The following is a 14,961-nucleotide window of genomic DNA, read 5'->3' on the forward strand; positions in this document are numbered from 1 at the left end:
AATCCGGTGGAGGAGCTGTGAAAATGTCCGAAGAGGCAGGACTTCGGACAAAATCTGATAGAGAACCCGTAAGAAAGCGAACAAAATTTCTTATGTTATACGAAAGGGCAGTAATCAATGCGAAAACAGCTTAAAAAAATGACGATCACTTCGGAACAAGACATCCTGGATTTAATCAAAAACGATCTGTGGATGATGGACATTATTAATACCGCATCAACACTGAAGTTAAATGACTGGTGTGTTTGCGCCGGGTTTGTGCGATCGAAGATTTGGGATGTAATTCTTGATTTCGACAAGCGTACGGTTTTGTCGGATGTTGATGTAATTTTCCATGATGTAAATGTAATGGATGAATCTGAGGAAAAGAGATTTGAAACCATCCTGTCGGACCTTCACCCAGGGATTCCATGGTCAGTAAAAAACCAGGCAAGGATGCATCAGGTCAATAACATCCCACCATATGTATCTTCTGCAGATGCCATTTCAAAATTCCCCGAGACAGCGACCGCATTAGGGATCACATTGAATCCAGACGGAAGCTTAAAGCTTATCGCACCACACGGTATAGAAGATGTCGTAAAATTGAAGATAAAGCCCACGCCATATTTCAAGTCATCAGAACATTTAATGAAGATTTTTTCAAATCGGGTTAAGACAAAGAATTGGGAATCAGTCTGGAATGGCCTAAAAGTTGAGTTAGAATAAAGTTACTGATAAAGATGTGATTAGAGACAGTGTTTTCAATTGGCATCCTATATGATGACTGTGCTTATACAGCGGGTCTTTCTATACGACCCTTTCGGTTATCACTACATGAATTGGGGTTATAGAATCTTCTTACTGGACCTTTTCGGCCATCACAGCTCAAATCAGGCTTACAGAAACTTTTCTCTTAATCATCAATCATTGGATCGGAATCAAAAAAGCTGCCCTCCGGCAGCTTTTTTTCACTTTAGCCATTTAACTCCCAGCGGTCTCTGTATTGATCGACCCTTTGCCGGTTCGAAGTTTGATTACATCCGCCAATCTGTCAGGATAATTCGTGAACATGCCTGAAACGCCCCAGTCCAGCAGCATGATCATGTCTTCTTTTTCATTAACTGTATAGGGGATCACAAGCAAGCCTGAATCCTTTACTTTTTTAACATAACCAGGGCTGATAGAGGTGAAATGCATCCCGACTCCAGAAGCATACTCCTTAATTTTATCTATTTCCAAATCAGTGATGACGGCAGGGGAGTAATAGGACAACAGCTGGATTAGCGGAATTGAATCGTCCATTTCATGAATCTTCTTCAGGCTCTCCACGCTAAAAGATTGAATCATTATTTTGTCAAAAGGAAGCTGGTCCCCAATAAGATTGTACTCATACAAGGTTTCTATAAGCTTTTCTTCCATTCCCGGATAATCTTCTGGTGACTTCGTCTCGATAAAAAATTTAGCGTCAGTGCCGAAACGTTCGAGTATCTCAGGAAGGGTGGGGACCTGAAGACCCATATATTCAAGCTTGGCCCTTTCAGGATATGCTTCGTTAAACCAAGAGCCCGCATCGAGCTTCTTTAAATCGGCCACGTTTAACTCTTTTACCAATCCTTTTCCATTTGTGGTCCTGTCCAGACTTTCGTCATGTAAAGCAACCAGTTCTCCGTCCTTTGTCATTTGAAGATCGATTTCAATAAAATCGCCTTGCATACGCTGACCCATATCATATGACGCAAGAGTATGTTCAGGAGCGTAGCCCGAAGCTCCGCGATGTGAAATATTAAAGACAGCAGGAGGTACCTTCCCGAGGGCGCCAGCAGCAAACGCATGCACAGCTGAATTGCAAATCAGGATCAGGAAGGCTCCAGCAAATGCTATCTTTCTGCTTAAACCTTTCATTTGAACAGTCTCCTCTCATGTCAAACCAGGCAGTTACTAGCGGGAGATTCCTCTATGACGTTATGTTTGAGTGTGAATATTATTTACATCTTTTCAGGATATATGACAGAAAGAAGCTTTGCTATTTCCATATTTTCCACCAGTTGCGTCTGGTTTGTTTTGCGGCTGCTGTTTCCCTGAAACTGTCGACCATATGCTTGAATGTTTCGTCCCGCTGTCTGATTTCATGGCGAAATTCTTCTCGTTCTTTTTCAAGGGTCCGTACAAAGAATTCTCTCTCCTGATTGATGACTTCATTTAAATTGGAGAGTTCCTGGTTCGTGCTTTCCCGACTATTGGAAACGTAGTCTGCCAGGATTTTAAACTCCTCAGCAACGGTCTCCGTTGTTTCATTCAGCTTTTTTGCCAGAATAGACAATTCCTTGCTGGTTCCAGATGAGAGTTTCTCAACTGAACTTTCCAGCTTACCCAGCTTTTCATTCGTGCCTTTCGAATTCTTTGTCAGGCTGTTTGTCAACGAAGTAATTTTCTCGGAGGTACCTTTTGAAACATTCGAAAGGCTGCCGGAAAGAGCAGTGATTTTTTCGGAAGTACCCTTCGAAACCTTCGAAACACTTTCCGTCAGCTTTGCCAGCTTATCTGTTGTTCCTTTAGTGGTCTTCTGGATATTTTCTGAAAGCTGCGCAATCTTCTCGGTTGTCCCTACAGACGCTTTGGAAACGCTGTCCGAGAGCTTAGTTATCATTTCATTCGTTCCTTTGGAAGCTTTCGCTAAGCTGAGCTTCAATTCGGAAGTGCCTTTCGAAACAGTCGAAAGCTCTGTCGTGATTGTCCCTAGCTTTTCGGTATTTTCCTCTGATGTCTTGGAGACCGTATCCGACAACATCATGATTTGTTCTGTTGTTCGTTCACCTGATTTATAGATTGAATCGGAAATCGTTTTTACTGTGGTGAAAGTTCCCCTGGAAATCTCTTTTTTGACTTCCTCCAGTACCTCCTTGCGAATTCCGTTCCTGATCTCCGACTTGACTTCAGCAATCAGCGCTTCCTTATACTGCTCCATGGCCACCATAAAAGCTTCGTAGCCCTCCTGGTGTTCCGGAACGGCAGGGGATAGAGGTTCTGCCGTCAGGCTGTTCTCATTCATCAAAGCTACGGATGCAGGGGCGCTATCCATATGCCTTTGCAAGAGGTCCTTGATCATTTCCTTGCTCAGGTTTTTATCACGCATTTGTTTGATTTTCATTAAAAGATCGATTTCAAAATCTGTATAAAATCTGGCACCTTGTTTCGTACGCGGAACGATTAAAAGGCCAGCAAGATCTTTTTCCCATTGTCTGATTGTACCGGATGGAACACTAATTTTCTTTGACACCTCTTTAATCGTATATGCCTTCATGAATTGCGTGTCTGTCATCATGTACATTCCTTTCTGTTTTGGTTTTTGAAAAAGGGTGTACAGATACAATTCAGCATTGGTATTCCTGTTTTCCTGCATGCTGACAAAAGCTATCAAAAGTAGTGAAGATTCACCATATCAACTTGAAATCATACAATGTTCGCATATAGACAAAAACAAAATAGGATTTATCGTGATGATTTTCCAGATTTGATTTACAATAGTCATGTAGTCATTATTTACTGAAGGGAACATGAGGAAAAGAATGTCGAAGATCGTTTGCCCTTACTACATATTCTCACTATTTTCGACTAACAATTTCAGCTTTTACGGAGGGGTAAGGAATGTCAGAGTTAAAAGTCCGGATTGAGAAGGATTTCCTTGGAACAAAAGAGGTCTTGGAAGACGCCTATTACGGGATACAAACTTTGAGGGCGGTCGAAAACTTCCCGATAACTGGTTATAGAATACATAGCGAACTGATCAAGGCAATGGCAATGGTCAAGAAGGCTGCGGCGCTTGCAAATATGGAAACTGGAAGGCTTTATGCCGGTATAGGGGAAATGATTGTAAAAGCAGCAGATGAAATCATTGAAGGCATGTGGCATGACCAGTTCATCGTTGATCCAATCCAGGGCGGAGCAGGAACATCCATCAATATGAACACGAATGAAGTGATTGCCAACCGAGCACTGGAATTGATGGGGGAGAAAAAAGGCGATTATTTTACCTTGAGCCCTAATTCTCATGTGAATATGGCTCAATCAACAAATGATGCATTCCCTACCGCCATTCACTTATCTGTGCTTTCATTGCTGGATAAGCTGCTGGACACAATGCAGGTTATGAAAAATGTTTTTTCCCAAAAATCCAGGGAATTCGATGCCGTAATTAAAATGGGAAGGACACACCTTCAGGATGCTGTGCCAATTCGCCTGGGCCAGGAATTTGAAGCGTACACCAGAGTGGTTGAAAGGGATATAGAGCGAATCAAGCATACCCGCGAGCATCTTTTTGAAGTGAATATGGGTGCGACTGCCGTAGGTACTGGGCTTAATGCCAATCCGAAATATATCAAGAATGTTGTCCGACACCTATCTGAAATCAGCGGTTATCCTTTAAGGAATGCGGAGCATCTAGTGGACGCCACCCAAAATACAGATGCATACACAACGGTTTCTGCTGCCTTGAAGGTTTGCATGATGAATATGTCCAAGATTGCAAATGACTTGCGTTTGATGGCTTCAGGACCTCGTGTTGGATTCAATGAAATTTCCCTGCCTGCGAGACAGCCTGGTTCATCCATTATGCCAGGAAAAGTGAATCCGGTCATGCCTGAGGTAATTAACCAAGTAGCGTTCCAGGTGATTGGAAATGACCATACAATTTGCCTGGCATCTGAAGCTGGACAACTGGAACTGAATGTCATGGAACCTGTGCTCGTTTTCAATTTGATCCAATCGATCAGCATTATGAACAATGGCTTTAAAGTATTCACAGACCATTGCCTGGCCGGTATTGAAGCCAATAAAGAAAAAACAGAAAAGGATGTTGAGCAGAGCGTAGGCATCATTACCGCTGTCAACCCACACTTGGGATATGAAGCGGTTTCGAGGATTGCAAGAGAAGCGATCCTGACAGGGAAGTCCGTCCGGGAACTATGCCTTGCCTATGACGTACTGACAGAAGAAGAGCTTGACCTGATCTTAAACCCTTATGAAATGACTAATCCGGGAATCGCCGGGGAAGAACTATTGAATAAGGACTAATGCTAAAAAGAGCCGCTGTCGTCGACAATGGCTCTTTTGCGTTTAACCGCTAAAACTGTTGAGGCTTGCGTTTTTACCACTTTGCTTTGAGCGGAGCAGAAGTACAGTACTGCCCAGGATAAAGGTCGCTATTCCGGCACCGATCAGCACCCATGAAACGCCAATCCACCTTGCAAGGACAGCACCTGCAGCCGGGGCACCGAGCATCGAGAATGTTTGCAAAGAAGTAGCGGCAGCAGAAACTCTGCCCATCATTTGTTTTGGTGTTTCGGATTGAAGAACATATCCATATGGGACTCCTTCAGCAGATGCAAGGAGACCCAGCAGAAAAGCGCCAGCCATCCAACCCGGTTTGGGCAGGTCGAACAATCCTTTTGAGCCCAAACCAATCAAAACGATGAGGAGGCCGCTTAAGAGGGACGCTCCCGCCATTAAATGAATCGGTTTATTTTTCCAGTCAGTCCATCTGCCAAGGAGCAGGGCACCAACCACACTTCCAAATCCGACTGAACTGACAAGCCAACCAAACTCTTCCTGCTCAAAGCGCAGATTTTGTGCCACAAAGACAAACAATCCATCATAAAGAAAGATGATGAAAAAGGCGATGGAAGAGAGGATGATCGCTGTCTTTAATACTCCCGTGGAAAAGATATGCCGGACCCCTTCAGACAGGTCCATGAAATAGGTGCCTTTTCTCGAGGATGCATGCTGGCTTTCCGTATCTGTTTCAATTTTTGGCAGGGCTATTAAAAAGAATATAGCAATAAGGAATCCCATTGCTTCAAACAGAAATGGGCTTTTTACTCCATAAAGGGCAATCAGTCCTCCACCGAGGGCAGGGCCGACAATTTTCATCGTGTTAACAGAAAGCTGGCTTAAAGTCACCGCCTCAGGAAGCTCTTCCTCAGGAACGGTATGCCTGATGGCACTTTGCCTGGCTGGATCGTATAGGGCGGCAACAGTGGATTTCAGGAAGATAAATAACAGCATCACGTATAAGTTTGGTGCGAAGAACAGCCCGGCTACGAAAACGATTCTTAACACCAGACAGGTAATCATCAGGAATTTTTTTGGTAGCTTGTCGACAAAGACACTCGTAAGAGGCCCAATGATGACCCAAGGGATGCCCATCACGATAATGACTGATGCGATTGCTGTTTCACCGAGTCCCCAATGATAGGCGACGATGACTTGAATGGCAACAAAATCAAGCCAGTTGCCAAGATCGGAAAATACCTGGGCACCGAAAAGCGAACGATATGCCTTGTTCTTCAATGGTTTGAACATTCCAGCCTTCATGATCCAGCCTCCTAATGATCTTTCTTCCATGCCATCCTTCTTCGTTCAAGCTGCTTTTCTCCAAGGTTATAAGGGTCCTGACCGGCAGGCATTTCATCATTCTCAATTGCCAGGATTGATTCATCTGCCCATTGCAATTCCGCTTCCAGCTTTAATTCTGCATATCTGATTGCAAGCATGCCCACATCGTTAATAAACGAAGTATTATTTTGTTTCCATTTCCTGATATAGTCTAAGAGCTCAACAGCTTCTTTACGTCTTTCCTTTATATGGTCAGAAAGGAGGTTAAGATCCATTTCACGGTGCCAGGCTGCCATCTTCATGAACAGTTCATCCTTGATAGAAGGAGGAGCAGGGTTTTTGGAAAGCCATGAATCTAATTCCTCCCAACCTTTCGCAGTAAGTTCATATAATTTTTTCCTTCTGCCCTCAGATTCTGACTCGATCGTTACAATAAATCCTTCTTCCTCTAGCTTTTTCAGCTTGGGATAAAGGCTCCCATAGCTTAGACCCCAATACAAACCTGCTGCTTTATGCTCAAATTCTCCCTTGATGTCATATCCTGTACTTGGTTGAAAGCTAATAACAGCCAGTATCGAATGCTCAATTGACATGTAAAATGCCTCCCTGAATGATATATCAACTTGATATATCATAATGATATGTTGGTTCAATGGAATTGTCAAAATATTTCCTTCGTCAAGATTCGCACGGCATTCCCTGGAAGAGGCAAGGCAATCATGTGCGCTGATTGCAATAAAAAAAACGGAACTCTTGGAGTTCCGTTTTTTCATCCTATTAATCCCAGCGACTTTAATCCATTATAAATTCCCGAATCCATAACACTGGTTGTTTTATGACTTGCATGCTGGAAGAGTTCTGGATGAGCATTGCCCATTGCAAATCCTACACCCACATAGGCTAGCATTTCTTTATCGTTCATTCCATCTCCAAACGCAATCGAGCTTTCACGTTCGATCCCCAGCTTTTTCAATAATAATTCCACACCGACGCCTTTATTGACCCTGTCCCTGATCACATCGAAACAATGTTGCATTCCTTCGACATTAACTTGTGATAGGTGGATTCCCGAACTAAATTGATATCGTTCATGCCCCAATTTCCCTGTGGTGATGATGGTCAACCCAAGAATATCATTGATGACCTTTTCCGTAAAAATGGCATTCTGTGTTAAATGGAATTGATGAAGAAAGCTTTTGACTAATTCAGATTCCAGATCAGTCAAGTAATTCTTATTATTGGTATACAAGACCACTTCATCGCCATTCTGTTTGGCTACATCGAGAATGTATCTGACATCCTCTGCATTCATTGCTTCAGCAAAAATGGTTTCCCCTTCATAAATCCCGAGCGCACCATTGTAACCGATGAATGAGGAAATCTGGGGTTCTTCTCCAAGATCAGCTATTTCATGGATGGGTCTGCCGGTAGCGAGGACGACTTCAATCTCCTGTCTTTTCATCTCAGCAATCGCTGCTTTGGTTGAATTCTCGATTGTATCATCTGGTTTTAGAATCGTTCCATCAATATCTAAAAATAAAATATTATATTCTTTCATTTCAAGCTCCTGTCCAAAGTTGATTATTAATTAGTTTGACATAACACTCAGAAAGTTATCAAACATTTGAGTTTGCAAAAGAAAAGGATTGCTTGTTTATCTATTTAAGCAACAGGGTACACTTTAAGTAAGATTTCAAGGAAGGGAGATGTTCCTTATGTTGTGGACAATCGCAGCAATATTGCTTGTTTTATGGGTACTTGGACTTGTATTCGAAATCGCTGGAGGAATCATTCACATTCTGCTCGTGATTGGCATAATCCTGATTGCATATAATGCCATAAAAGGACGGGCAACCGGACCAAAATAGGAAAACAGGCAGCGGCACTTAAGCCGCTGCTTTTTGTTTGGTTTGGTACAGTATTATAATCTTAATCATCCTTTGGGGCTAAAAAAGTCATTTCCTTTCTTTTCTCAGCAAGTTCGTAATAAAATGGAATACATACTAAAACAGGAGTGTGGAAGTCCAATAATGAATATTAACCAGATCTCAAAATCTTTATTGGGGCGTACACCCTCAATCCTTGGCCACGAACAATTCATTAAATTTTCTGTTCTTCTGCCGCTGGTGGAAGTGAATCAAGAAGTCCATATTTTATTCGAAGTACGATCACTGACATTAAGAAGGCAGCCTGGTGAGGTCTGCTTTCCGGGCGGGAAAATTGAAAAAGGGGAGGACCCCCTAAAAGCGGCAGTCAGGGAAACTTCGGAGGAGCTGGGCATAATGGAAAGCGACATTTATGATGTTTTCCCGCTCGACTTTATGGTTTCTGCTTTCGGAACGATTATTTATCCATTTGCTGGTACAATAAAAAATTTGGATTCCATTAAACCGAATGCTGACGAAGTGGGGGAGGTATTCACTGTTCCATTATCGTTCTTCAGGAAAAATCAGCCTGACACCTATAAAATCAATTTCCAGGTGGAACCAGAGGATGGATTTCCTTTCGACCTGATTATTGGCGGTGAAAATTACAATTGGCAGACCCGGACCATGAACGAGTATTTTTATCGTTCAAACGGCAAAGTGATCTGGGGTCTGACTGCAAGGGTTTTAACCCATTTCATTGAATTAATGGATCGTGAGGAGAAGCGCTGAATTCAGCGCTTTTTTGTATTGTAGCATTATTTTAAGAAAACGGTTCATAACTCCACACGGCAAGAGTAAATCCAATTCATTTCCAATTGTATCGTACACAACCTTAAAAATTATTATTCTCTTAATAATTTTATGAAGGCATTTCCTCCTAGTGACAAATCTACTATTTAGATACACAAACTGAAATTTCTAGGAGAAATGGTTGCGGATGGAAGATTTATTATTTATAATTTTAAGATAATTATCAAAGAAAGTTGGGTCAAAATGAAATTATATTTATCAGTGGACATGGAAGGAATCACCGGTCTAGTCGACCATACACATGTCGATTCAGGTAAACACAATTATGAACGCAGTCGCAAAATCATGACTCAGGAAGCGAATTATGTCATTACGAAAGCTTTTGAAACTGGCTGCAACGAAGTGATTGTGAATGACAGTCACTCAAAAATGAACAACCTGCTGATTGAGGACCTTCATCCAGAAACGCAGTTGATCACAGGAGATGTAAAGCCGTTTTCAATGGTCCAGGGACTTGATTCAAGCTTTTCTGGAGCCGTATTCGTCGGGTACCATTCAAGGGCTTCAATGAGCGGAGTGATGTCCCATTCAATGATTTTCGGAGTAAGGCATATGTACATAAACGACGTTCAAATAGGGGAGCTAGGCTTCAACGCGTATGTCGCGGGTTATTTTGGTGTACCTGTCATCATGGTAGCTGGAGACGACGGAGCTGCCCGTGAAGCCGAGGCACTTATACCGAACATTACCACTGCAGTTGTCAAAGAATCGATTTCACGATCCGCAGCAAAATCACTGACGCCATCAAAAGCGGGCGAACTCCTTGCTGAAAAAACGGAATACGCCATAAAAAATCTCGAAAAAGTGAAACCGCTTACTCCACCTGACCATCCGGTTCTTAGGATCGAGTTCGCAAACTATGGACAGGCAGAGTGGGCAAACCTGATGCCTGGTACAGAAATTGAAGAAGGGACCACGATTGTCCGCTATCAGGCTAAAGACATTCTAGTAGCCTATCAAGCTATGCTTGTGATGACCGAGCTGGCAATGAGGACGACCTTTTCCTGAGCATTTGTCCAGCACCGTATGAATTCACAAAAAAGACTTGATAAGGATGTGAGCCAATGCTCCAATACATAATCAAAAGGCTCGGTTCGATGGCAGTAACGCTTCTTGTCATCATCACGCTGACATTTTTCCTGATGCATTCGATCCCTGGCTCGCCTTTTAACGAAGAACGGGCGACAAGTGAAGCTGTCCAAAAGAACCTGGAAAGTTATTACCATCTGGATGAACCACTTTATGTACAATATTTCTTATACCTTAAATCTGTGGCCACCTTCGATTTTGGCCCATCAATAAAAAAGTCATCCCAGACGGTCAATGAAATGCTGGGAAGAGGATTCCCTGTCTCGTTCGAGTTGGGAATGGTCACGCTGATTGTTGCGATTTTCTCCGGGATACTCCTGGGCATTATCGCAGCATTAAGGCATAACGGCATCATCGATTACCTCGCAATGACCATCGCTGTTGTCGGCATATCCGTGCCAAACTTTGTCCTTGCAACTCTATTGATCCAGCAGTTGGCTGTCACCTGGGGACTCCTCCCGCCTGCCACATGGGCCAGTCCAAAGCATATGATCCTGCCGACACTTGCACTGGCAACTGGACCGATGGCCATCATCGCCCGTCTTACAAGGGCGAGCATGATGGAGGTCCTCACCCAGGATTACATCAGGACGGCTAAAGCAAAAGGGTTGTCACCGGTCAAAATCGTCTTTAAACACGCTCTGAAAAATGCCCTGCTGCCTGTCGTTACCATCCTGGGTTCACTGGCAGCAAGCATCCTGACAGGAACATTTGTCATAGAGAAAATCTTCGCGATTCCGGGGATGGGCAAATACTTTGTGGAAAGCATCAACCAGCGTGATTATCCGGTTATCATGGGCACCACAATCTTTTACAGTACCATGTTGATCGTCATGCTTTTCCTTGTTGACCTGGCATACGGTATTCTCGACCCAAGGATCAAGCTGCACAAGAAGGAGGGGAAATGATGGCTCTGCGAAAACACCAGGAACAACAAACACAATCGCCGGTACCTGATGATTGGTTTGTTCCGATTCAAAAAAACGACTCTGAAGCAGAAGCTGTAGTCCGCCCAAGCCTGTCTTATTGGCAGGACGCCTGGAGACGACTCCTGAAAAACAAGCTTGCAATGATGGGTTTATTCTTTTTATCTTTTTTGACATTCATGGCGATCTTCGGGCCGATCATTTCACCTCATACGGTGGACCATCAGGATTTGGTCAATCAAAACCTTCCTCCATCAAGTGAGCATTGGTTCGGTACAGACGAATTAGGCCGGGATGTTTTCACAAGAACATGGTATGGCGCGCGCATCTCCTTATTTGTAGGGATAGCAGCGGCGCTGATTGATTTTCTGATTGGAGTCATTTATGGCGGTATCGCAGGCTATCGAGGCGGAAGGACAGACCATTACATGATGAGAGTCATCGAGGTTCTTTACGGCCTGCCATACCTGCTTGTTGTCATCCTGATCAGTGTTGTCATGGGACCGAGCCTGGCAACCATCATATTCGCATTGACTATAACTGGCTGGATCGGCATGGCGAGGATCGTCCGCGGACAGGTCCTCCAAATCAAGAACTATGAATTTGTGTTGGCTTCCAAAACATTTGGAACGAAAACAGGGCGGATCATCCGCAAGAACCTGCTTCCTAATACGATGGGGCCAATCATTGTCCAGATGACACTTTCCGTTCCATCAGCCATTTTCGCAGAGGCATTCCTAAGCTTCCTGGGACTGGGTATCCAGGCACCGCTGGCCAGCTGGGGATCGATGGCAAGTGACGCGCTGCCGGTCATTCTGTCTGGTGATTGGTGGAGGCTGTTTTTCCCGGCATTTTTCATCTCAATGACCATGTTTTCGTTTAACGTATTAGGGGATGGGCTTCAGGATGCACTTGATCCGAAGCTAAGGAGGTAAGCATCATGGAAAAAGTACTTGAAGTAAAAGACCTTCATGTTTCATTCAAGACATACGGCGGTGAGGTGAAGGCAGTCCGCGGTGTCACTTTTGATTTACATAAAGGAGAAACTCTTGCGATTGTAGGAGAATCAGGCTGCGGCAAAAGCGTGACATCCCAAAGCATTATGAGACTGATCCCTGAACCTCCCGGCAAGTTTGATGGCGGCTCAATTATTTTTAAGGGAAAGGATCTGACGAAATTAAGAGATCAGGAGATGCGAAAAATCCGCGGATCAGATATCTCAATGATTTTCCAGGATCCAATGACTGCCTTGAATCCTACATTGATGGTCGGCGACCAACTGACCGAAGGCATTCTGCAGCATATGAAGGTATCCAGGGAACAGGCAAAAAAAATAGCAGTTGAGATGCTTGATCTTGTTGGAATCCCCAGTCCGCATATCCGCTTGAAGCAATATCCTCACCAGTTCAGCGGCGGAATGAGACAAAGGATTGTCATTGCGATGGCATTGGTTTGCCAGCCAGAAGTACTGATTGCAGATGAGCCGACGACTGCACTGGACGTGACGATTCAAGCGCAGATTCTCGAATTGTTCCGTGACATTCAGAAAAAGACAGGAGTTTCAATTATTCTCATCACGCATGACCTTGGTGTGGTTGCCCAGGTGGCAGACAGGATTGCCGTCATGTATGCAGGCAAAATCGTTGAGACTGGAACGAGAAGAGAAATATTCTATCAACCTCAGCATCCTTATACGAAGGGTCTGCTGAACTCAGTTCCGCGTCTTGATGTCGACGGGGCTGATTTGGTCCCAATCGGAGGCACACCACCTGATTTATTCTCTCCGCCAGTTGGTTGTCCTTTCACTGCCCGCTGCCCGTATGCGATGGAGGTTTGTGACCGGGTTTATCCTGAAAAAACCACCCTATCGGACAGTCATGGCGTAGACTGCTGGCTCCAGGATGAGAGGGCCAAAAAATTGCTTGCAAGCAGGTAAATAGTGTTCAATCAGGCTTTTGCCTTTTTGATATATAGTTTTTGCCGCAGAAATTTGTTGCTTATTAATCCGAGTACTTAAGCTATCGAGGCAAGTAGCTGGCTGGATTATTGCTACAAAACCTCTGAAAGCAGCAAGAGCTCCGACAGAAAGCAACATTCTATGCGGCAAACCTAATAAAATTTTACATAAGGGGGAAACAGAGTGAAGAAGTTCATGACCATGCTGATGGCAGCAATGCTAGTTTTCACGCTTGCGGCTTGTACCGCGAATGAGAGTGCCGGCAAAAAGACAGAAGGAAACAGTAACGGGGAAAAAGGCGACGGGGGAGAAAAGGTCCTATACCTTAACAACGGACAGGAGCCAACCTCCTTTGACCCGCCAATCGGATTTGATTCTGCTTCCTGGAGCGCTTTGAACAACCTGATGGAAGGTCTTACTCGCCTGAATGCAGACCATCAGCCTGAAGAGGCAACTGCTGAGAAATGGGATGTTTCTGAAGATGGGAAAACGTATACTTTCCACATTCGTGAAGATGCAAAATGGTCCAATGGCGACGCTGTAACAGCGAATGATTTTGTATTCGCATGGAAACGTTTATTAGATCCTGCTACAGGTTCTGCAGCTGCGTTCCTTGGCTATTTCATCGAAGGCGGAGAGGAATTCAACAGCGGAGAAGGCTCAGCTGACAACGTGAAGGTAAAAGCAGTAGACGATAAGACTTTCGAAGTTACTTTGACAAGCCCGCAGGCTTATTTCCTAAGTGTCATTGCGAATCCGGCTTTCTTCCCGATCAACGAAAAGGTTGCGAAGGAAAATCCGGAATGGTTCGCTGAAGCAGATTCTTTCGTTGGAAATGGCCCGTTCAATTTAACCAGCTGGGAGCATGACACAAAGTTTGTCATGGAAAAGAACGATCAGTACTGGGATGCTAAAAACGTAAAGCTTGACCGTGTCGAATGGGCTATCGTCGATGACACAAACACCGAATACCAGATGTACCAGACTGGAGACCTTGATGTCTCTGACGTGCCAGCAGAATTAAGCGACAAGCTTTTCAAGGAAGGCAAGGTTCAGGTTGAAGACCAGGCAGGAGATTATTTCTACCGCTTCAATGTTACAAAAGAACCGTTCCAGAATGTTAACATTCGTAAAGCATTTGCACTTGCTGTTGACCAGCAAAAGATCGTCGACTTTGTAACAAAGAATAAGGAAGAAGCCGCATATGGTTTTGTTTCTCCTGGATTCAAGGATCCATCCGGCAAAGATTTCCGTGAAGTAAATGGCGATTTCAATAAGACTGATGTAGAGGAAGCAAAGGCCCTGCTTAAAAAGGGAATGGAAGAAGAGGGTTATACAGAACTTCCTGAAGTTACGCTGACATACAGCACTAGCGATGTTCACAAGAAAATCGCTGAAACATTACAGCAAATGTTCAAGGAGAGCCTTGGCGTAGAAGTCAAGCTCGCCAACATGGAATGGAATGTATTTGCTGAAGAACAGAAAGCATTGAAGCACCAGCTTTCCCGCAGTTCATTCCTTGCTGACTATGCAGACCCGATCAACTTCCTTGAAAACTTCCAGACTGGCCATTCCATGAACCGTACTGGATGGGGAAATCCGAAGTATGATGAGCTGATCAAACAAGCGAAGAACGAATCTGACGAAACCAAGCGTTTTGAATTGATGTATGAAGCTGAAAAGATTCTATTCGAAGAAGCACCAATCTTCACAGTGCATTTCTACAACCAGGTATACCTTCAAAATGAAGCTGTAACTGGCATTGTCCGTCACCCAGTTGGTTACCTTGAACTGAAGTGGGCAGACAAGAATTAATATATTTCTCTGTTTCCAAAGAAAGAGGTGTTCATCTTGGAACACCTCTTTTTTACTAGTACAT

At 43.9% G+C, this 14,961-nt stretch carries 14 protein-coding genes; 9 read left to right on the top strand and 5 right to left on the bottom strand.

What is annotated here, in order from left to right:
- The first annotated feature begins 117 nt into the window (after positions 1-117).
- A complete protein-coding gene (locus EJA10_RS19205; RefSeq protein ID WP_246017879.1) occupies positions 118-708 on the top strand; it encodes a nucleotidyltransferase family protein in 591 nt (196 codons plus the stop codon).
- Between the two features lie 255 nt (positions 709-963).
- On the opposite strand, the gene EJA10_RS19210 is transcribed toward EJA10_RS19205, so the two are convergent.
- Entirely contained in the window at positions 964-1,884 is a 921-nt protein-coding gene (locus EJA10_RS19210) for a glycerophosphodiester phosphodiesterase (protein WP_125481651.1), read from the bottom strand.
- Positions 1,885-2,005: 121 nt separating this feature from the next.
- A complete protein-coding gene (locus EJA10_RS19215) occupies positions 2,006-3,304 on the bottom strand; it encodes a MerR family transcriptional regulator (protein ID WP_170169193.1) in 1,299 nt (432 codons plus the stop codon).
- A 323-nt stretch (positions 3,305-3,627) separates the two neighbouring features.
- Between EJA10_RS19215 and aspA the strand changes: the two genes are divergently transcribed.
- Positions 3,628-5,052 carry an aspartate ammonia-lyase gene (aspA, locus tag EJA10_RS19220; protein ID WP_125481653.1) on the top strand — a complete coding sequence of 475 codons (1,425 nt, stop codon included), beginning with the start codon at positions 3,628-3,630 and terminating at the stop codon, positions 5,050-5,052.
- Between the two features lie 42 nt (positions 5,053-5,094).
- Here the strand turns inward: aspA and EJA10_RS19225 are convergent, their stop codons facing one another.
- The 3 genes from EJA10_RS19225 to EJA10_RS19235 all read right to left on the bottom strand — a co-directional run bounded on the left by EJA10_RS19225 (position 5,095) and on the right by EJA10_RS19235 (position 7,930).
- The gene (locus EJA10_RS19225; protein WP_125481654.1) at positions 5,095-6,351 is read right to left on the bottom strand and encodes an MFS transporter; all 1,257 of its coding nucleotides are present in this window, start codon (positions 6,349-6,351) and stop codon (positions 5,095-5,097) included.
- 11 nt (positions 6,352-6,362) lie between these two features.
- On the bottom strand, positions 6,363-6,965 hold the full coding sequence (locus tag EJA10_RS19230) for a helix-turn-helix transcriptional regulator (RefSeq protein WP_125481655.1): 603 nt from the start codon (positions 6,963-6,965) through the stop codon (positions 6,363-6,365).
- A 176-nt stretch (positions 6,966-7,141) separates the two neighbouring features.
- On the bottom strand, positions 7,142-7,930 hold the full coding sequence (locus tag EJA10_RS19235) for a Cof-type HAD-IIB family hydrolase (RefSeq protein WP_125481656.1): 789 nt from the start codon (positions 7,928-7,930) through the stop codon (positions 7,142-7,144).
- Between the two features lie 157 nt (positions 7,931-8,087).
- On the opposite strand from EJA10_RS19235, the gene EJA10_RS19240 reads away from it, so the two are divergent.
- The 7 genes from EJA10_RS19240 to EJA10_RS19270 all read left to right on the top strand — a co-directional run bounded on the left by EJA10_RS19240 (position 8,088) and on the right by EJA10_RS19270 (position 14,897).
- On the top strand, positions 8,088-8,240 hold the full coding sequence (locus tag EJA10_RS19240) for a lmo0937 family membrane protein (protein ID WP_125481657.1): 153 nt from the start codon (positions 8,088-8,090) through the stop codon (positions 8,238-8,240).
- 162 nt (positions 8,241-8,402) lie between these two features.
- On the top strand, positions 8,403-9,029 hold the full coding sequence (locus tag EJA10_RS19245; RefSeq protein ID WP_125481658.1) for an NUDIX hydrolase: 627 nt from the start codon (positions 8,403-8,405) through the stop codon (positions 9,027-9,029).
- Between the two features lie 264 nt (positions 9,030-9,293).
- A complete protein-coding gene (locus tag EJA10_RS19250; RefSeq protein ID WP_125481659.1) occupies positions 9,294-10,118 on the top strand; it encodes a M55 family metallopeptidase in 825 nt (274 codons plus the stop codon).
- Between the two features lie 56 nt (positions 10,119-10,174).
- Positions 10,175-11,107, top strand: a complete 933-nt coding sequence (locus tag EJA10_RS19255; protein ID WP_125481660.1) for an ABC transporter permease — start codon at positions 10,175-10,177, stop codon at positions 11,105-11,107.
- Positions 11,107-12,060 carry an ABC transporter permease gene (locus tag EJA10_RS19260; RefSeq protein ID WP_125481697.1) on the top strand — a complete coding sequence of 318 codons (954 nt, stop codon included), beginning with the start codon at positions 11,107-11,109 and terminating at the stop codon, positions 12,058-12,060. Before EJA10_RS19255 ends, EJA10_RS19260 begins: the two co-directional genes overlap by 1 nt.
- Positions 12,061-12,065: 5 nt before the next feature.
- Positions 12,066-13,061 carry an ABC transporter ATP-binding protein gene (locus EJA10_RS19265; protein WP_125481661.1) on the top strand — a complete coding sequence of 332 codons (996 nt, stop codon included), beginning with the start codon at positions 12,066-12,068 and terminating at the stop codon, positions 13,059-13,061.
- A 216-nt stretch (positions 13,062-13,277) separates the two neighbouring features.
- Entirely contained in the window at positions 13,278-14,897 is a 1,620-nt protein-coding gene (locus EJA10_RS19270; RefSeq protein ID WP_125481698.1) for a peptide ABC transporter substrate-binding protein, read from the top strand.
- Positions 14,898-14,961: the final 64 nt, after the last annotated feature.

The sequence above is a fragment of the Mesobacillus subterraneus genome, assembly GCF_003937825.1.
In the GTDB taxonomy this organism is placed as follows: Bacteria; Bacillota; Bacilli; order Bacillales; family Cytobacillaceae; genus Mesobacillus; species Mesobacillus subterraneus.